Raw genomic sequence first — 19,064 nt, 5'->3', positions numbered from 1 at the left:
TACGCCCTTTTTGGCGAATGAGCTAGCAAAGACATGTTAGACAATTAGGAGGATTTTTTAATGATTTCTGTTAATGATTTTCGTACAGGCTTAACGATCGAGGTAGATAACGGAATTTGGCGTGTAATGGATTTCCAACACGTAAAACCAGGGAAAGGTGCAGCTTTCGTACGTTCAAAACTGCGTAATCTTCGTAATGGAAATGTTCAGGAAAAAACGTTCCGTGCGGGTGAAAAAGTTGCAAAAGCACAAATTGATAATAGAAAAATGCAATACCTATATGCTAATGGGGACCAGCATGTTTTTATGGACAATGAATCATATGATCAAATTGAATTACCGGCATCTGCCATTGAGTATGAATTGAAATTTCTTAAAGAAAACATGGAAGTTCATATTTTGATGTATAATACTGAAACTTTAGGAGTGGAGCTTCCAAATACAGTTGAGTTGGAAGTAATCGAGACAGAGCCAGGTATTAAAGGGGATACAGCTTCTGGCGGTTCTAAGCCGGCGAAGCTTGAAACGGGCCTTATCGTTCAAGTGCCTTTCTTCATCAACCAGGGTGATAAATTAATTATCAATACTGATGAAGGCTCATACGTATCTAGGGCGTAAATAAATGAATCTGAAAGGGGTCATTCCTATTAATGGCCCTATGCTGTAAATGATTTCCACTTGAAGTTTTCGTCCATATTACGTATTATAAGTATATAGAAGCTGCGTTGTACGCTTGTATATGAAGTTTCAACCTTTATATTTTTTAAGGGAGTTCAATACCATTACTTGAAAAACATGCCTCCAATGAGAGGACGTTTGGGCAGTAATTGCGGACACCCACCTGGAGGAGCAGGTATGAAACTCCATATAAATCGGCGGCAAAGGCGGCTATACATATGGATACTTAAGCAATAACCACTCGGTTATTGCTTTTTTATGTTTATGGAAGGTAAGAATATTCAGCTAAAATCTCACTGCTCATTTCTAATGTGCCTGGCTGAATTGCCGTGGCAACTTCACTTTTAACGAAAGCGGCTGTATGAATCGGAAAAGGTTCTCCGCGCTGCAGCCCCATTTCCGTTATTAAAATAGGGGTATTATTCAGTTGAACTCCTAAGGTTTTTGCAATCGCTTCAGCCTTTTGAAAAGAATTGATAACAGCAATAGCTAATGCCTGTTGTTCATATTGGATTGGATTACTTACAGAAAATTTAATGCCTGTGATAATATTGGCTCCATTTTTTACTGCCGTATCAACGACTAATCCCGCCTTCTCTATATCACCAATCGTAATAAGCAGGAGATGTTCTACTCTGTAACCCCTGAAGGTTTGTTTACCTTCTATATAATCATATTGTGGAAAAATGGAATAATTCACCGTTCGTATTTGCTCATCGTGAATGCCTATTGAATTTATGGCGGTTTTTATGTTACCTATTGTGGCAGCATTATCGTTTTGAGCTTTCTCTAATTGAACATCTTCTGTCGAAACACCTAATGTGATTTCTGCTCGATTTGGCGCCGCAGTTACCTTTCCTATGCCGGAAACTCTGATGATATTTTTCTTTCTTCCACCGGCAGGAGGTGTTCTAAAGGATGGCTGTTGATAATACATCATTTTCCCTCGCTTTCCGTATATTGGGATTTGTAAATGTATACGGCTATAGGAAATAGAACATTCGAACAATATTTTTTACTCACCATTCATATCCCATTAATTCAGCAATTTTCTTAGGGATATCCGTATTATCTAGCACACCATTAAAAACCTCTGCACCCTTTCCAAATGCAAATAGCGGGACTGGATTGGCGGTATGACCTCCTGTGGAACTTATGGACCGTATGGATGAGTCAACGATTCCCGCATGGTAATGTTTAGCTATTATACTTCCTAATACCCAAGCTGCCTGATGCTGAGGGTAAACAACTCCTTGTACATTCCTTACCCTATCATTCAACTGAGTAATTTCATTAGCAGTTAATTCGATATTTGCATATTTTTTTACCGTGTTTTGAACACTATTCGGTTCAAACTCCAATGAATTAGTTTTTCTGATAAACTTACTAACCATATATTCAGGTGTGGCCTTCACTTCTTTAAGCCCTTCAATGTTTAGCGGTTCTGTCGCAGAAATTCCCATTGTTTCATGGTCAGCAACAACGAGGACGAGTGTGTTTCCTTCCTTTCTTGCCCAATTCACGGCATATTTCACAGCATCGTCAAATTCAATGACTTCCTTCCAGACACTTGTTAAATCTGCTGCATGTGAGGCATGATCAATGCGTGCTCCTTCAGACATTAGAAAAAAACCCTTTTCTTCTTTAGCTAAAAATTCAATCGCTTTTTCAGTCATTTCTTTTAAGCTTGGTTCTTGGCTGGTTAAAAATTTTCGATCTAATTTAAAACTCATATAAGAAGGATTGAATAAACCAAGCATTCTCATGCCTTTCGCTGCTAATAATTCATCACGATTAGAAACAAAAGTATACCCTTCATGAATAGCCTCTTTTATCAAATCCCTTCCATTTTGGTGGTCTGCCCGAAAGAAATCAGCCCCTCCACCTAACAAAACATCTACTTCATTTTTAAGCTGCTGGTGAGCAATCTCATCTTGGCCAGTCCAACGGTTTTTGACACTGGCAGTAAACGCTGCTGGTGTTGCATCTGTAACTGTATTAGTAGAGATCACACCTGTTTTCTTTCCATGATTCTTAAATACATCAAGAATACTGTCAGATTCATGCCCATTTGCTGTTACACCGATCATTCCATTATTTGTCTTTTTCCCAATAGCTAAAGCGGTTCCCCCGGCAGCCGAATCAGTAACGGCATTATTATATGAAGACGTATGGACAAGAGAAACAAATGGAAGGGATTCAAGAAAAAGCCGACCCTCTTTCCCATATTCCATTTGTCTGGCAACCTCAATTTGCCCTATCCCCATCCCATCCCCAATTAAGAAAATGACATTTTTGGGGGCGGAATCTATTTCCCTGACTATAGGATGCTCACTTCTTCCTGCATAACTATTAGAGTGAAAACTCAGTCCGATCACGATAATAGTTAGAAAAAGGCTAAATATATTTTTTCTCATTATTCTTTTGTCTCCTTTTGGATCATTTCTTTTATTTTTTGTGAAATCAGCACTTAATACTCAGATAAAAAGATTAAATAAAGTACAACACATTAAATCAAAGTCATAATGTTTCAACGCAGGCATACATTTTAAATAGAAACATGCTAGTCCAAATAGAAAAGCGGAGAGCACCCGCTAAGTAGGAACACAGACTAAAAACGCCACGTCCTGTGGCAACGTCTGCATGACCCGTATCCTGCGGGCCTCAAGCATAAGACAAGCCAGCGAGAAGGTTGTCCTTTAACCTTCTTGATGGATTGGCTTATGACTTCGAGCCGATGGTGCTCGAAGCTAGACAGGAAAAGTGGAGAGCACCCGACTAGGAAAAGCCATATAGGAGGATCAACGCATTGGAAACGATTCTAGCTTTTTTACCGAAAAATATTTCAGAAAAAATGATGCATATTTCCCCTCCACAATTAAATGAATTGGAAGAGATACGTGTACGAATTAATCGCCCGCTTGAATTAACGATTAAAGGAAAACCACAATTTCTACCCTATGTTGTAAAGCAAGAGGATGCTCTGAATTTGTTAAACAAGATTAGCCATTTTTCTATTTATACCCTTGAGGAAGAATTACGCAGGGGTTATATCACGATTGAGGGCGGACATCGTGTCGGTTTAGCAGGAAAAGTCATCCTAGAGAATGGAAGTGTAAAGGCTATAAGAGATATTTCTTCCTTTAATATCCGTATTGCCAGAGAACAAATTGGGATAGCAGATAAATTGATTACGAACTTGCTAGAAAATGGCTCTTGGCTTCATACGATGATCATTGGACCGCCGCAAACGGGAAAAACAACATTGCTTCGTGATATTGCAAGAATCATTTCAAGCGGCGACAAAAATAATCGGTTTGCAGCCTACAAGGTTGGAATTATTGATGAGCGATCTGAAATTGCAGGAAGCGTGAATGGCATTCCTCAAATGACATTCGGTCCGCGAATTGACGTTTTGGATGCTTGCCCAAAAGTGGAGGGCATGATGATGATGATTCGTTCAATGAGTCCTGAAGTACTCATTGTTGATGAAATCGGGAGAAAAGAAGATGCAGAAGCGATCATGGAGGCTGTGAATGCAGGAATTAAACTCATCATGACAACACACGGAAACTCCTTAGAAGAAATACGAAAGAGGCCCACGATGAAGCCTGTCCTAGAAATGGGAATATTTCAGCGGTTTATTGAGTTAAATAGGAAAAATGGCCCTGGAACTGTAGCTGGCTTAAGGGATGGGAATGGAAAAGGGATTATAAATGAAGTGAGAGTGACCTAAATGATGAAATTAATTGGTGCCGTCTTTATTATCGTTGCCACGACATGGGCTGGTTTTGAAGCATCTAGGCATCTGCATGAACGGCCTCGCCAGCTTAGGCAGTTGAAATCAGCCTTACAGTCATTAGAAGCTGAAATTATGTATGGGCATACTCCATTGCATGAAGCGGCAAGGAGGCTCTCGGTTCAATCGGCAAAGCCATTATCCTGGTTCTTTGAAAATTTCGCAATAAAACTAACAAATACTGAAACAACGGTAAGGGATGCATGGGAGCAAAGCCTAAAGGAAATTTGGAAGATGACCGCTTTGAAACAAGGCGAGTTTGAAATAATGAAACAATTTGGAGAAACATTAGGCCGCCATGATCGAAAGTCGCAGCAAAAGCAAATCATGCTGACATTATCTCACTTAGAACGAGAAGAGAACGATGCCTACGACAAACAAGCCAAATATGAAAAGATGGTGAAAAGTCTAGGATTTCTATCAGGATTGTTATTAATCATTTTATTAATGTAAATGACGGAAACACTTACTTGGAGCGAAGCATGCTGCTTGATTTTCATAGGAGGGAAAAGGATGGGCCTTGAGGTTGATATTATTTTCAAAATTGCGGGTGTCGGAATTGTTGTCGCTTTTCTGCATACCATTCTCGATCAAGTTGGAAAAAAGGAATATGCCCAGTGGGTGACACTGTTTGGATTTATTTATATTTTGTTCATGGTTGCCTCCATTGTAGATGACCTATTTCAGAAAATTAAATCGGTGTTTTTATTTCAGGGCTAAGGGAGGTCTTTGCCATTGAAATTATGCAAATAGTCGGAGTCGCACTTGTAGCAACCTTTCTTGCATTAATTGTAAAGGAACAAAAGCCAAACTTTGCTTTTTTGCTCATTGTATTTGTTGGCTGTGCGATTTTTCTTTTTTTAGTCGATCAAATTTATGCCATTATTCACATGATTGAAAGAATTGCAGTCAATGCAAAAGTGAACATGATCTATATTGAAACGATCTTAAAAATTATTGGCATCGCTTATATTGCTGAATTTGCGGCTCAAATTACGAAGGATGCAGGACAAGGAGCAATTGCTTCAAAAATTGAACTAGGGGGAAAAATTCTTATCCTGGCAATGGCAATTCCGATATTAACTGTCATGATTGAAACGATTATTAAAATGATACCTAGCTAAATAGATGTGCGGCATTTTTCTTAAATGAGGTGTAACGGATGGAGCAACGGCTGCAGAAAATATTATTTCTCAATCTACTATTCTTCTTTTTACTAATACCAAGTGTACAAGCCTCTCCGCAAACAGAAGAAGTAAATAAAACAGTAAGTCCGCAAGCGCTTGTTAATGCTCAGTTGGATTCTCTCAATATAGATGAATTAAAAAGCTTTTGGGAAAAAATCAGCAGTGAGTATGGAGGTTTTTTGCCTGAAAGCCAAAAAGGAAGTCTATATGAATTTCTAAAAGGAGAGAAGAAATTTTCCTTTAAAGACTGGTCATCAGGGTTCTTGAAATTTATCTTCCATGAATTTATTGTCAATGGAAAACTATTAGGATCACTAATATTACTAACAATATTCAGTATGTTTCTGCAATCTCTGCAAAACTCCTTTGAAAAGAGCACAGTCAGCAAGGCTGCTTATGCAATCGTATTTATGGTTCTAATCATCTTGGCATTAAACAGTTTCCATATAGCCATTAGCTATACTCAGGAAGCAATTGATACGATGATTTCCTTTATACTTGCGCTTATTCCTTTATTGCTCGCTTTAATCGCCTCGTCAGGGGGGCTTGTATCCGCTGCATTTTTCCATCCAGTCATTCTATTTTTAATGAATATGAGCGGTTTATTAATTCAATATGTTGTATTGCCTTTAATGTTTCTATCGGCATTGCTCAGTATTGTCAGTGTCATGTCTGATCACTACAAGGTGACTCAGCTCGCAAATTTATTGCGAAATTGGAGTATTGCCCTGCTTGGTCTGTTTTTAACAGTATTCTTAGGAGTTATTTCGGTTCAAGGAGCTTCTGCTGCTGTAACAGATGGTGTGGCAATTAGGACGGCTAAATTTATTACCGGCAATTTCATACCGGTGATCGGCAGAATGTTTACAGATGCTACAGATACTGTCATTAGTGCCTCTGTCTTACTAAAAAATACAGTAGGAATTGCTGGAGTAGCCATCCTAATTCTAATTGCGGCATTTCCCGCAATCAAAATTCTCATGATTGCGTTTATATATAAATTTGCGGCTGCTATTTTACAGCCTTTAGGCGGCGGGCCTATTATCTCCTGCCTTGACATTATTAGTAAAAGTGTCATCTATGTTTTTGCTGCACTAGCTGTTGTTTCCCTCATGTTCTTTTTAAGTATCACTGTAATCATTGCAGCTGGAAACTTGACGATGATGGTCAGGTAGGGGGTAAGCGAAATGGATTTTATTAAAGAATGGATTACAAATATTATTTTATTTGTCCTATTAGCCACAGTGATCGATATGCTGCTTCCAAATTCAAATCTGCAAAAGTATACAAAAATGGTGACAGGGCTTTTACTGATTGCCGTTATATTAACACCAGTATTAAAGCTCATTTCAAATGATTTCGAAAAAGTGCTTGCTTCTGTACCAGCAATAGAAGGTCCGGGAGAAAAAAACTTAGAAAATTCAATTGAAATGAAGAAAAGAGAAATACAAGCCTGGCAAGATGCATATATTCTAGAAGACATGGCTGTCCAATTAGAAAAGCTAGTGGAAGAGGAGCTGATGGCACAGTATCAATTAGAAATTTCAAGAATTGATGTTGAAGTTAATGAAAAAGCCGATAACACTTTCCCGGAAAACCTTCAAAAAGTAACAGTGCGTTTGAAGGCTAAAGACGAAAAAAAGGAAGCTGTTGAAGTTGTTAAAAAAGTCGAAATCAATGCGCGGGAATCTCTTCCTTCGAACAGTCCAAACAGCGGAACTGAAAAAATCACCTCTCTATTAGCGGAAAAATGGAATGTGAATGAAGAAAAAATTGAAGTTCGGGTAGAAGGAGGGAAGTTAAAAAAGGATGGATAAAGATAAAGGGCCTTTTACATTATTGAAAAAATGGCTTTCTAAAGACGATCAGCCTGATAAAAAGCCTGGGAAGTATCAATATTTGCTTCTTGTCCTCCTCTTTGGGGCAGCCATTATGCTAATTAGCAATATGTTCTTTAATGATAAGTCTTCAAATGCAAACATACCTGTCATGAATAATCAGCAGGAAGCGAATGAGGAAGAGGATGTACCAGCATTTGGCCAAAAGAAGAAGGCAGGCAATGACACGATTGCTGCTTATGAAAGGGCATATGAAGCCCAGTTGAAGGAAGCACTCGATGCCATCATTGGTGTAGAGGATGCGACAGTAGTTGTTAACGTTGATGCGACTGAAGCGAAGATCCTCGAGAAGAACAGAACTAGCAAGACTCAAGTTACAGACGAAACCGATCGTGAAGGCGGAAAGAGAAATGTCGAGGATATTTCAAATGAAGAGCAGCTAGTCATTACAAGAAGAGGAGAAGAAGAGGTTCCAATTGTAATAGAAACAAAGAAACCTAAAATTAGAGGGGTTCTGGTCGTTGCAAAAGGGGCTGATAATATACAAGTAAAAAAATGGATTATAGAAGCAGTAACGCGTGTCTTGGATGTACCTAGCCACAGGGTTGCGGTAATGCCAAAAAAAACTAAGGGGGATTCATGATGTTATTAAAAAAACAAACAGTCTGGTTATTAACGATGCTGAGCTTAGTCGTAGTCTTGTCGGTGTATTATATTACCTCACCTGAGCAAAATGGTCAGAATTTGGCCAATTCGCCTGAAAAAGCTGAGCAGTCAAATGAACCAGCAGCAACAGAGAATTTAGACGATAGCGAAGTCATTACCTATGCATCTGGTGATGAAATGTTTGAAGCTTTACGCCTAAAGCTTAATGATGAGCGCAGTAAAATGATTGAAGAGTTATCAGCTAAGATGGCCAATACCCAGCTTCCTGCTGAGGAAATCAGCGCCGCAAAAGATCAGATTGACCAGCTGGATGCCCTTGCTAAAAAAGAAGAAATGCTTGAAATGTTAATTCGCTCAATGGATTACGAAGATGTACTAGTGCGTGCAGAGGGGAAAAATGTCCGTGTGACTGTAAAAGCGAAAGAACTTTCCCGTTCAGCTGCAAACGACATTATTCGTGAAGTAAATAACGAAATTGGCGGTCTTCAAGCAGTTACAGTTGAGTTTAAAGCTCCAAAGTAAATAAATTTGATAGATTCAAAAATAGCGGAACCCATGGGGCGCCGCTATTTTTCCTGTAGCTTAATTAACTCTTCCATTGATTTATTTGCATTTGCTGCAGCATGAACCAAATGCTCATGGTGTTGTGTCTGTAAACCGACTGTTGCGGAAAGCTCTTGTAAAGCTGAACAAGTTTGTTCAATCACAGAACTAAATTCGTTAACAGACTTACTGATGGACTTAGAAGATTCATTAATATCTTTCGTAAGGGAATCATAATTTGAAATATCATCTTTTAGATGACTAAACTTTTGATATACATCTAGAAATGCGACATGTGTTTCATCTGAAAGTGTAAGATTACTGCTGACTTTATTTCCTGCTAATTGAACATTATTTTTCGCTTCATCTGTATTCATCATAATTCTATTAAGATTGTCTGTTATTTGTTTTGCTGTTTTTCCAGTTATATCTGCTAGTTTCCTTACTTCCTCAGCTACGACAGCGAAGCCCTTTCCACTTTCCCCAGCCCTTGCAGCTTCTATCGATGCATTGAGTGCCAATAGATTCGTTTGCTCTGCTATTGCACGAATGCTGGCTGAAAAATGGGAAGTTTCATTCACAAGGTTTGCTAGTGAAGAAATTTCATTATACACTTTATGCATCTCATTATAGGAGTGCTCTAAATCTTTTCTTAGATGATGAACGAGAGAACGTCCCTTTTCTGTGATCTGCTCAGCTTCAATAGAATCATTATGGAGTTTTTCTATAAGCATACTTGCACGATCTGTTAGACCATTAGCACGCTCAAGAGAATGGGTAATGTCAAGGACAGTATCAGTTTGGAATTGAATGCCAGAGGAAATTTCTGCAATAGAATGGCTCATCTCTACTGCTGCCTCATAATTTTCCCGACTCATTTGTTTCACATTTTCAATCATGGAAAAGAGGTCTGTTGAACTGTTTTGAACTGTCTTTTTTATTTTAAAATTATTTTCTAATAATAATTGGGTCTCAATTTGTGCCGAAACTATATGTTCCGATAGTTTATTAGATAAGGTTAGTTGGAAAAAAAGCAGAATAGTTACAAGAAAATAGAGTAAATAAATGGTTACATAATTTTTCATTTCAAGTAGCAGTTGACCGTGATGTAAAAAAGTGAAAACCGTTATCACCGCCAAGCCTAGAACAAAAGCAAGCAAAAGGATAGTTCGCTGCATATAAATAGCGGCCGTGGCAACAACTAAATAAATTAAAAAATAGGCTGTCGGGGATACACTATTTTCCATTATGACAAATATTACGATTGAAACTATTAGAATAGCTAAATATGGAATGAGGGATATTCCTTTTTTAAAATAATGCATGATAGAAACGATTCCGACTCCTGCTCCACCTGCAATAATAATGGAAAGAATGACTGCCAAATCCTTCTTCATCACAATATCGACAATGGCAGCAAGAACGACACATACTAAGGCTGCTTTGATAATTAAGGAATTTTTTCGAATCAAATCTTCTCTTTTTATCTCATGTATCGAACTCATTTTCTAATCTACCCCTCTATTCCTAGTTCATTTGAATTATTATTTCGCTATTTTATTTGAAATTCCTCTGAGGAAATTCACGAATTTTTAACATATCGCTAGAAAATGTGGAAAAAATTCGTTGAGAAAAGGGTAATTGGGCATAATTATTATTCATAGTCGTAATACATTATTGAATTTGAATAAGATTTTATCGTATGATATTAGTAGTTAGTCATAAATTATTCTACGGGTTCATTATTCATCAGGTGAATTAGCCAGGAATATATGAACTCAAGTGAAAACAAGGGGTGCCCAATATGTTAAAAGTACAAGAAATTCGTGAGCTTATTAAGCTTGTCGATCAGTCAAATATTGATGAATTTGTATATGAGCATGAAGGATCGAAAATAAAAATGAAAAAGAATACGGCTGAAGCAGTTGTTGTTCAGCCAGCGAAGATTGCAGTTCAGGAAGTTCAAGTTCCACAGCCAGTACAAACTGCTGCTGTTCAACAGGTTCCAGTTGAAACTGCTGTTCAAGAACCTTTTAAGGAAGCAGAGGCTAATACGAAGAACCTACATAAAATTGTTTCTCCAATGGTTGGAACATTCTATCAATCCTCATCACCAGATTCAGATCCATATGTAAAGGCGGGTTCTAAGGTTTCTAGTGACTCGATTGTTTGTATCGTAGAAGCAATGAAGCTATTCAATGAAATCGAAGCTGAAGTCAATGGGGAAATTGTTGAAGTTCTAGTGAAAGATGGCCAATTAGTAGAATACGGCCAGCCATTATTTTTAGTAAAAGCAGAATAAGGAGCGGTAACAGGATGATTAAAAAACTGCTAATTGCAAACAGAGGAGAAATCGCTGTTCGAATCATTCGTGCATGCCGCGAAATGGAGATTGAAACGGTCGCCGTTTTTTCTGAGGCTGACAAGGATGCGCTTCATGTCCAGCTTGCTGATGAAGCCTATTGCATTGGGCCGACAGCGTCTAAAGATAGCTATTTAAATTTCACCAATATCATTAGTGTCGCAAAGTTAACAGATTGTGATGCAATTCATCCAGGGTATGGTTTCCTAGCGGAAAACGCAGATTTTGCTGAGCTATGCCGTGAATGCAATATTATTTTCGTAGGTCCAACGCCTGAGGCCATTACGAAAATGGGAACGAAGGATATTGCAAGAGAGACAATGAAGGAAGCAGGTGTTCCAATTGTCCCAGGTTCGAATGGAATTATTAAGGATATTGAGGAAGCTAGAGAGCTTGCTAACAAGATTGAATATCCGGTTATTATTAAAGCAACAGCAGGCGGCGGCGGAAAAGGAATACGTGTAGCCCGTAATGAGCAAGAGCTTGTAAAAGGAATTACTATAACCCAGCAGGAAGCTTTAACGGCTTTCGGCAATCCAGGCGTGTATTTAGAGAAGTACATTGAGGATTTCCGCCATGTTGAAATTCAAGTTCTAGCTGATACATTCGGAAATACAGTTCATCTTGGAGAAAGAGATTGCTCGATTCAAAGACGACTGCAAAAGCTATTAGAAGAAACACCTTCCCCAGCATTAGATGGGGAAACACGTGAAGAAATGGGAAATGCTGCAGTAAAAGCAGCAAAAGCAGTTGATTATACAGGCGCTGGCACGATAGAATTTATTTATGATTACCGAAATCGTAAATTTTACTTTATGGAAATGAATACTCGGATTCAGGTTGAGCATCCAGTTACTGAAATGGTAACTGGGGTTGACTTGATTAAGGAACAGATTAAAGTTGCGTCAGGTGAAAAGCTGAATTTTACGCAACAAGATGTTACTTTTAGCGGGTGGTCAATTGAATGCCGAATTAATGCTGAAAATCCAGAGAAGAACTTTATGCCATCAGCAGGGAGAATTAATATGTATCTTCCTCCAGGCGGTTTAGGAGTTCGTGTTGATTCCGCTGCATATCCGGGGTATATGATTCCTCCTTATTATGACTCTATGATTGCAAAGGTAATCACCTATGGGGCAACAAGGGACGAAGCCATTGCCCGAATGAAAAGAGCGTTAAGCGAATTTGTTATTGAAGGTGTGCACACGACTATTCCGTTCCATTTAAAGCTTCTTAGTCATGAAAAATTTGTGGATGGTCAATTTAACACTAAATTCTTAGAAATGTATAATGTTATGCAGAAAGAAGACTAATTGGAGGTGCTGAGGTGAACGAGAATATTCTGGAAATGAGTCATGAGAATAGTGGATTAGGCAAAATTGAAATTGCTCCGGAAGTAATTGAAGTCATTGCTGGTATCGCTGCGTCAGAAGTAGAAGGAGTGGCGCAAATGCGCGGCAACTTCGCTACAGGCGTTGTAGAACGATTAGGAAAGAAAAATCATGGCAAAGGTGTAAAGGTTGAGCTTTCTGAGGACGGTATTAAGGTAGATGTATATTGTTCTATGGTATTCGGCATCTCTATTCCAAATGTTGCCCAGAAAATTCAAGACAATATTCGGCAGGCATTATTGAATATGACTGCACTAGAAGCACAAGAAGTAAATGTCCATGTTGTTGGAATCGTTTTTGAAAATCAAAAACAAGCAGTGGAATATGAGCAGGAAATGTAATTGAATATGAAAAGGCCAAAGACGCCAAATTTGTCTTTGGCTTTTTTACTTGAATCTTCTTTACATAGTTTAAATTTATTCTGTTTTCTGCTAGAGTAATGGTGGGTATAGGTATTGGCTTAACGGGGGAAAAATTTTTTCTTACTCAGTGCTTATTGGACATACTTGTGCTATGATTTAAAATGTATTTTTTAGAGAAGTAAATGGCATAAATGATAATAGCCCATGTAAGTATAAGAAAATTGAGCGTTAACTGAATCTTTCCCTGTTAAAGGAGTTAATAATAGATGAAACGAAGAACAGCAAGAGAAAAAGCATTACAAGCCATTTTTCAAATTGATGTAAGCGAAGTAGATCCAGCCTTAGCCATTGAACACGTTTTAGAGGATTCACCAAGCAATGAATTTCTCAATCAGCTTGTCAATGGAGTTGTAGAAAACAAAGTAACAATTGATGAAACAATTAAGAAAAATTTAGAAAATTGGACATTAGAAAGATTGGGAACTGTAGATCGAAATCTTTTAAGACTATCCGTTTATGAGCTATTATTTTGCACAGATACACCACAAAATGTCGTTATTGACGAGGGAATTGAAATTGCAAAATTATATGGGGATGACCAGTCGAGCAAGTTTATAAATGGAGTTCTTTCCAAGATTAAACAGCAGCTTTGATGATTCAGCAGGTTCCTTTATTAATGATTAGGGGGAAGATGACATGACTGTGAATTTGATTGATGGAAAAGAAATAGCTAGACAAAAAAAATCCTTTATTGCTGAAGAAGTAGAAAAATTAAAAAATGAAGGCATTACTCCGGGACTTGCGGTGATTTTAGTCGGCAATAATCCAGCATCCAGAACATATGTCACGAGTAAAGAGAAAACGTGTAAGGATCTTGGAATGCATTCTGAGTTAATTGAGCTGCCTGAAGGGGTAAGTGAAGAAGAGGTCCTTGGGAAAGTAATAGAACTTAATGAGAACCCAAATATTCATGGGATTCTAGTCCAATTGCCTTTGCCTAAACATATTGATGAAGTGAAAGTAATTGAAACAATTTCTCCAGATAAAGATGTTGACGGTTTTCACCCTGTTAATATTGGAAGAATGATGACAGGCCAGGATGCGTTTCTACCATGTACCCCATATGGTGTAATGGAAATGCTTGATTTTATTAATGCAGATATTTCGGGCAAGCATGTAGTTGTCGTTGGTCGCAGTAATATTGTGGGAAAACCGGCAGGCCAGCTGTTCCTAAATAAACATGCAACGGTTACATATTGTCATTCCAAAACAACAGATTTGAAAGAATTTACTAGACAAGCAGATATTCTTGTGGCAGCTGTTGGGAAGGTGAATTTCATAACGAAGGAGCATGTGAAAGAAGGTGCGATCGTTATTGATGTTGGAATTAACCGTAATAATGAAGGTAAGCTGTGCGGAGACGTGGACTTCGATGAAGTGAAAGAAGTAGCAAGCTATATTACACCTGTACCAGGCGGTGTAGGTCCAATGACGATTACGATGCTTATGTCCAATACATTAAAGGCCGCTAAGTCCATTCAGCAAAAATTGCAAAGTAAAAATTAATAAATTGTCTAGCTTCTGCCCTTTTCAAATGATGCTTTAGTCCTCTTACACTGCACGCTTTTTACGTGACGGTTTGAGAAACTAAATCTATAATGAAAGGGCAGTTTTGTTGTGGTAACAACTCTAAAGGAGACTATTATGAAAGACCAACGCTATTTATCGGTGAATGCTCTTACTAAATATATAAAAAGAAAATTTGATGCTGATCCGCATTTGCAGAATGTCCTTGTAAAAGGGGAAATCTCGAATTATAAACAGCATTCCAGCGGACATATGTATTTTACATTAAAGGATGAGAAAGCCCGCGTTCTTGCTGTCATGTTTTCAAGCAATAATCGGGGAATGAAATTTTCGCCTGAAAATGGGATGAAGGTTCTTATTAGAGGCGATCTCACCGTTTATGAGCCAAGTGGTCAGTATCAAATCTATATTAAAGAAATGCATCCTGACGGAGTTGGCGATTTATATTTAGCTTTTGAACAGTTAAAAGAACGGCTTGACAAGGAAGGAATTTTTTCACCTCAAAATAAAAAGCCTATCCCGAAATTTCCAAAGACAGTCGGTATTATTACTTCCCCAACTGGAGCTGCAATCCGTGATATTTTGACCACGATTAAGAGGCGTTATCCAGTGGTAAATATCTTAATATTCCCTGCACTTGTACAAGGTTTACAGGCTGCACCATCTATTGTGAAGCAAATACAATTTGCCAATCAATTAAATGAGGCAGATGTGCTTATTATTGGGCGTGGCGGGGGTTCGATTGAAGAGCTTTGGGCTTTTAATGAGGAAGAGGTGGCAAAAGCCATTTTTCATTCGCAAATTCCCATCATTTCGGCTGTTGGTCATGAAACTGATTTTACTATTGCTGATTTTGTAGCTGATTTACGTGCTCCTACGCCAACAGGTGCTGCTGAAATGGCCGTCCCCCATATTGAGGATTTGACAGAAAGAGTTCTAAATCGAGAGTCGCGCTTACTAAGGGCACTTAAGGAACATATGACACTAAAAAGCGAGAGACTTTCAAGAATTCAAAAATCATATGCTTTTCGTTACCCGCAGAAATTGTATGAACAAAAGCTTGAGCAGGTAGACAGATTAGCAGAGCAGCTAGAGAAAGGTTCTAAAAAGATTTTTGATCAAAAAATTGACGAATGGCAGAAAATGCAGAAACGAATACAGCGAAAGCCTTTGAACGATTTAATACTAGCCTCTAAAGAACAACAGGAAAAAATGCAAAAACAGCTAAACAAAGTCATGCTCAATATTTTAGCCGCTAAAGAAAAAGACTTTTCACATAAAATTGCTACTTTAGAAGCATTAAGTCCATTAAAAATTATGGATAGAGGCTATAGTCTTGTATATACAAAGCAAGAAAACTTAATTAAATCCGTTAAACAAATTAAGGAAAATGACCAAGTAAAAATAAAGGTACCTGATGGAATCATTAATTGCCTTGTTACGGAAATAGAGGAGTGAATACGTTGTCTTCAGAACAAAAATTAACATTTGAAGAGGCTATGGAGAAATTAGAAGTGATTGTAGAAAAGCTGGAAGAAGGGGACGTCCCTCTTGAAGAGGCCATCAATATTTATAAGCAAGGTATGGAGCTATCTAAGCTTTGTCATGATAAGCTGAAAAGTGTAGAATCACAGCTCACTCAAATTTTGACAGAGGATGGCCGAAAAGAAAATTTCGTCATCTCCGAGGAGGAGTAATTTTGCAGCAGTCATCCTTTTCTTTATTTGCAAAAAATCAAAAAATCTTGTTAGAAAATATGTTTAAGGAAAGTGTCAGCAAACTGAATGCACCTTCCGTTATAAAAGAATCGATGCTTTATTCATTAGAAGCCGGAGGGAAGCGAATAAGACCGCTTCTATTATTCGCTACTCTCGAAGCATTTGGAGAAGACACACGAAAAGGTCTTCAAACTGCTGCAGCAATAGAAATGATTCATACGTACTCGCTCATTCATGATGATCTTCCGAGCATGGATAATGATGATTTAAGGCGGGGAAAGCCAACAAATCACAAGGTGTTTGGTGATGCTTTTGCGATTTTGGCAGGTGATGCCTTATTAACATACAGCTTCCAATTAATTACTGAAACCCCTTCAGAATTTACGGATGCAGAAACGAAGCTTAATCTCATTAGAGAAATGTCAATAGCAGCTGGAGCTGAAGGAATGGTCGGCGGACAAGTTGCTGATATAAGCGGAGAGGACAAGGCCTTAAACTTAAATGAATTAGAGTATATTCATGTTCACAAAACGGGTAAACTGTTGCAATACAGTGTAGTGGCAGGTGCTATTCTTGCAGGGGCAGACAAGGAAACATTGAAAACACTTGCTGAGTTTGCTTACCATCTTGGAATCGCCTTTCAAATACGTGACGACATCCTTGATCTAGAAGGAACGGAAGAAGTAATTGGAAAGCCTGTTGGCAGTGATGCTTCTAAACATAAGAGTACCTATCCATCATTGCTTACATTGGATGGCGCAAAAGAAGCTCTGCACCATCATATCCAGCAAGCAAAGTCCAAGCTTTCAGTAACAGGTCTGAATACAAAGCTGCTTGAGGAAATTACTGAACTAATAGAAACGCGAAATCATTAAACACTATATGATAAAGCATTAGGCAATATCTCTAATTGGCAAATTACTACACTACCTTGAGGATTTCATTCATACTGTTATAATAAACCATATATAAGGTTAAGTTTTATGAACATCTAAGAGATATGTGCATGATAAAGAAATGAAAGCGAGTGATCCTCTGTATGGATCTAATGAAAATTAAAGACCCTTCTTTTTTAAAAGGGTTATCAAATAAAGAACTAGAGGCAGTAAGTCAAGATATACGCCAATTTCTAATTGAAAAGTTGTCTTATACCGGGGGCCATATTGGACCTAATTTAGGCGTTGTCGAATTAACGATTGCTTTGCATAAATGCTTTGACAGCCCGAAGGACAAAATTATTTGGGATGTAGGCCATCAATCATATGTTCACAAAATCCTAACTGGCCGTGCCGATCAATTCGATACATTGAGGCAATATAAGGGCTTATGCGGATTTCCAAAAATGGCTGAGAGTGAACATGATGTATGGGAAACTGGGCATAGTTCAACCTCATTATCTGCTGCAATGGGAATGGCGATTGCCAGGGATTTGAAAAAAGAAAAATCCTTCGTAATACCTGTTATTGGTGATGGTGCCTTAACGGGCGGAATGGCTTTAGAGGCATTAAACCATATTGGCCATGAAAAAAAGAATATGATTGTCATTTTAAATGATAATGAAATGTCCATTGCTCCAAATGTAGGGGCACTGCACAATGTTCTTGGAAGACTTCGTACAGCTGGAAAATACCAGTGGGCAAAGGATGAACTCGAACTTCTCCTGAAAAAAATCCCTGCAGTAGGAGGCAAGCTTGCTTCAACAGCTGAAAGATTAAAGGATAGCCTTAAATATCTTTTTGTATCAGGGATGTTTTTTGAGGAGATGGGCTTCACCTATCTTGGACCAGTAGATGGTCATAATTTTGAAAGCTTATTTGAAAATTTAAGCTATGCTAAGAAAACTGAGGGACCCGTCCTGTTGCATGTTATTACAAAAAAAGGAAAGGGTTATTCCCCTGCTGAACGTGATACAACTGGAACATGGCATGGTACAGGACCATACAAAATTGAAACAGGGGATTTTGTGAAACCGGTTAATACGCCGCCAGCATGGAGCTCGCTTGTAAGTGAAACGGTTCGAAAATTAGCAAGAGAAGATGACCGGATTGTTGCCATTACTCCAGCTATGCCGGTAGGCTCTAGATTAGAAGGGTTTGCAAGTGAATTCCCTGAACGGATGTATGATGTTGGAATTGCAGAACAGCATGCTGCAACTGTCGCTGCTGGCTTAGCAACACAGAAAATGAAGCCGTTTCTTGCTATTTATTCAACATTTCTTCAACGTGCCTATGATCAGGTTGTGCATGATATTTGCCGGCAGAATTTAAATGTCTTTATTGGAATTGACCGTGCTGGCTTAGTTGGTGCTGATGGTGAAACACATCAAGGTGTTTTTGATATTGCCTTTTTGAGACATGTGCCAAATCTTGTTTTGATGATGCCTAAGGATGAAAATGAAGGCCAGCATATGGTTTATACTGCTGTAAACTACGATGATGGCCCGATAGCTTTGAGATTTCCACGCGGAAATGGATTGGGTGTACCAATGGATACAAGCTTTCACAAAATTCCGATTGGGACTTGGGAAGTGCTTAAGAATGGTACAGATGCTGCCATTCTCACATTCGGTACAACGATTCCAATGGCATTAAAAGCAGCTGCTATTCTAGAGAAACAAGGCCAATCTATAAAGGTAATCAATGCAAGATTTATTAAACCTTTAGATGAAAAAATGCTTCTCGAATTATTTAAAGATCATATGCCGATTTTAACGATTGAAGAGGCAGTTCTTCAAGGCGGTTTTGGGAGTACGGTACTTGAATTTGCCCATGAAAACGGCTTTCATCATATAGAAATTGACCGGATGGGTATTCCAGACCGTTTCATCGAGCATGGCAGCGTTGATAAGCTATTAGAAGAAATCGGAATGACTACGGGTGATGTAGTCGATCGAATAAATAATCTTGCAAGAAAGAAACAGAAAAGGGCTTAAG

At 38.4% G+C, this 19,064-nt stretch carries 21 protein-coding genes and 1 other RNA gene; 19 read left to right on the top strand and 3 right to left on the bottom strand.

What is annotated here, in order from left to right; translation table 11 throughout:
- Positions 1-60 precede the first annotated feature (60 nt).
- Both efp and ssrS read left to right on the top strand, forming a co-directional pair.
- Positions 61-618 (top strand): elongation factor P, encoded by a 558-nt coding sequence (gene efp / locus V7122_RS16635; protein ID WP_335344102.1) that lies wholly within the window; start codon positions 61-63, stop codon positions 616-618.
- A gap of 96 nt (positions 619-714) precedes the next feature.
- Positions 715-895, top strand: a non-coding RNA gene (gene ssrS, locus V7122_RS16630) — 6S RNA.
- 45 nt (positions 896-940) lie between these two features.
- Here the strand turns inward: ssrS and V7122_RS16625 are convergent.
- Entirely contained in the window at positions 941-1,615 is a 675-nt protein-coding gene (locus V7122_RS16625) for an SIMPL domain-containing protein (protein WP_335527639.1), read from the bottom strand.
- Between the two features lie 82 nt (positions 1,616-1,697).
- Positions 1,698-3,095 carry an alkaline phosphatase gene (locus tag V7122_RS16620; RefSeq protein WP_335527637.1) on the bottom strand — a complete coding sequence of 466 codons (1,398 nt, stop codon included), beginning with the start codon at positions 3,093-3,095 and terminating at the stop codon, positions 1,698-1,700.
- Between the two features lie 392 nt (positions 3,096-3,487).
- Here V7122_RS16620 and spoIIIAA point away from each other — a divergent pair, with 392 nt between their 5' ends.
- From spoIIIAA to V7122_RS16580, 8 genes are read left to right on the top strand one after another with little or no spacing between them, the layout of a single operon-like run.
- Positions 3,488-4,414 carry a stage III sporulation protein AA gene (spoIIIAA, locus tag V7122_RS16615; protein WP_335354266.1) on the top strand — a complete coding sequence of 309 codons (927 nt, stop codon included), beginning with the start codon at positions 3,488-3,490 and terminating at the stop codon, positions 4,412-4,414.
- A complete protein-coding gene (gene spoIIIAB / locus V7122_RS16610; protein WP_335354267.1) occupies positions 4,415-4,930 on the top strand; it encodes a stage III sporulation protein SpoIIIAB in 516 nt (171 codons plus the stop codon).
- 60 nt (positions 4,931-4,990) lie between these two features.
- Entirely contained in the window at positions 4,991-5,197 is a 207-nt protein-coding gene (gene spoIIIAC, locus V7122_RS16605) for a stage III sporulation protein AC (RefSeq protein ID WP_009794945.1), read from the top strand.
- Between the two features lie 23 nt (positions 5,198-5,220).
- Positions 5,221-5,601: a stage III sporulation protein AD gene (gene spoIIIAD / locus V7122_RS16600; RefSeq protein ID WP_335344107.1), complete on the top strand. Its 381-nt coding sequence runs from the start codon at positions 5,221-5,223 to the stop codon at positions 5,599-5,601.
- Between the two features lie 38 nt (positions 5,602-5,639).
- Positions 5,640-6,839, top strand: coding sequence for a stage III sporulation protein AE (gene spoIIIAE, locus V7122_RS16595; RefSeq protein WP_335354268.1), 1,200 nt, complete (start codon positions 5,640-5,642; stop codon positions 6,837-6,839).
- Positions 6,840-6,851: 12 nt separating this feature from the next.
- Entirely contained in the window at positions 6,852-7,481 is a 630-nt protein-coding gene (gene spoIIIAF, locus V7122_RS16590) for a stage III sporulation protein AF (protein ID WP_335487144.1), read from the top strand.
- The gene (spoIIIAG, locus tag V7122_RS16585) at positions 7,474-8,145 is read left to right on the top strand and encodes a stage III sporulation protein AG (RefSeq protein ID WP_335354270.1); all 672 of its coding nucleotides are present in this window, start codon (positions 7,474-7,476) and stop codon (positions 8,143-8,145) included. The genes spoIIIAF and spoIIIAG overlap by 8 nt, the downstream gene beginning before the upstream one ends.
- Positions 8,145-8,690 (top strand): SpoIIIAH-like family protein, encoded by a 546-nt coding sequence (locus tag V7122_RS16580; protein WP_335527635.1) that lies wholly within the window; start codon positions 8,145-8,147, stop codon positions 8,688-8,690. The genes spoIIIAG and V7122_RS16580 overlap by 1 nt, the downstream gene beginning before the upstream one ends.
- A gap of 44 nt (positions 8,691-8,734) precedes the next feature.
- Here V7122_RS16580 and V7122_RS25795 read toward each other — a convergent pair whose 3' ends face one another.
- Entirely contained in the window at positions 8,735-9,334 is a 600-nt protein-coding gene (locus V7122_RS25795) for a methyl-accepting chemotaxis protein (protein ID WP_438824792.1), read from the bottom strand.
- A gap of 1,181 nt (positions 9,335-10,515) precedes the next feature.
- On the opposite strand from V7122_RS25795, the gene accB reads away from it, so the two are divergent.
- The 9 genes from accB to dxs all read left to right on the top strand — a co-directional run bounded on the left by accB (position 10,516) and on the right by dxs (position 19,063).
- Positions 10,516-11,013 (top strand): acetyl-CoA carboxylase biotin carboxyl carrier protein, encoded by a 498-nt coding sequence (gene accB / locus V7122_RS16570; protein ID WP_335354273.1) that lies wholly within the window; start codon positions 10,516-10,518, stop codon positions 11,011-11,013.
- 14 nt (positions 11,014-11,027) lie between these two features.
- Complete coding sequence (accC, locus tag V7122_RS16565) at positions 11,028-12,386, top strand: acetyl-CoA carboxylase biotin carboxylase subunit (RefSeq protein WP_335354274.1); 1,359 nt, start codon at positions 11,028-11,030, stop codon at positions 12,384-12,386.
- 35 nt (positions 12,387-12,421) lie between these two features.
- Positions 12,422-12,805: an Asp23/Gls24 family envelope stress response protein gene (locus tag V7122_RS16560; protein ID WP_335344137.1), complete on the top strand. Its 384-nt coding sequence runs from the start codon at positions 12,422-12,424 to the stop codon at positions 12,803-12,805.
- A 287-nt stretch (positions 12,806-13,092) separates the two neighbouring features.
- Entirely contained in the window at positions 13,093-13,479 is a 387-nt protein-coding gene (gene nusB, locus V7122_RS16555) for a transcription antitermination factor NusB (protein ID WP_335354275.1), read from the top strand.
- A gap of 43 nt (positions 13,480-13,522) precedes the next feature.
- On the top strand, positions 13,523-14,392 hold the full coding sequence (folD, locus tag V7122_RS16550; protein WP_335354276.1) for a bifunctional methylenetetrahydrofolate dehydrogenase/methenyltetrahydrofolate cyclohydrolase FolD: 870 nt from the start codon (positions 13,523-13,525) through the stop codon (positions 14,390-14,392).
- 138 nt (positions 14,393-14,530) lie between these two features.
- Positions 14,531-15,871, top strand: a complete 1,341-nt coding sequence (gene xseA / locus V7122_RS16545; protein WP_335527630.1) for an exodeoxyribonuclease VII large subunit — start codon at positions 14,531-14,533, stop codon at positions 15,869-15,871.
- Positions 15,872-15,876: 5 nt separating this feature from the next.
- Entirely contained in the window at positions 15,877-16,110 is a 234-nt protein-coding gene (locus V7122_RS16540; protein ID WP_066293716.1) for an exodeoxyribonuclease VII small subunit, read from the top strand.
- A 2-nt stretch (positions 16,111-16,112) separates the two neighbouring features.
- Positions 16,113-17,006, top strand: coding sequence for a polyprenyl synthetase family protein (locus V7122_RS16535; protein WP_438824078.1), 894 nt, complete (start codon positions 16,113-16,115; stop codon positions 17,004-17,006).
- 164 nt (positions 17,007-17,170) lie between these two features.
- A complete protein-coding gene (gene dxs, locus V7122_RS16530; RefSeq protein ID WP_335354277.1) occupies positions 17,171-19,063 on the top strand; it encodes a 1-deoxy-D-xylulose-5-phosphate synthase in 1,893 nt (630 codons plus the stop codon).
- Position 19,064: the final 1 nt, after the last annotated feature.

This window comes from Bacillus sp. JJ1532, from assembly GCF_036965085.1.
Classification (GTDB): Bacteria; Bacillota; Bacilli; order Bacillales; family Cytobacillaceae; genus Cytobacillus.
Note: the sequence above shows the minus strand (reverse complement) of the source record. Positions and strands in the feature narration are given on the sequence as shown.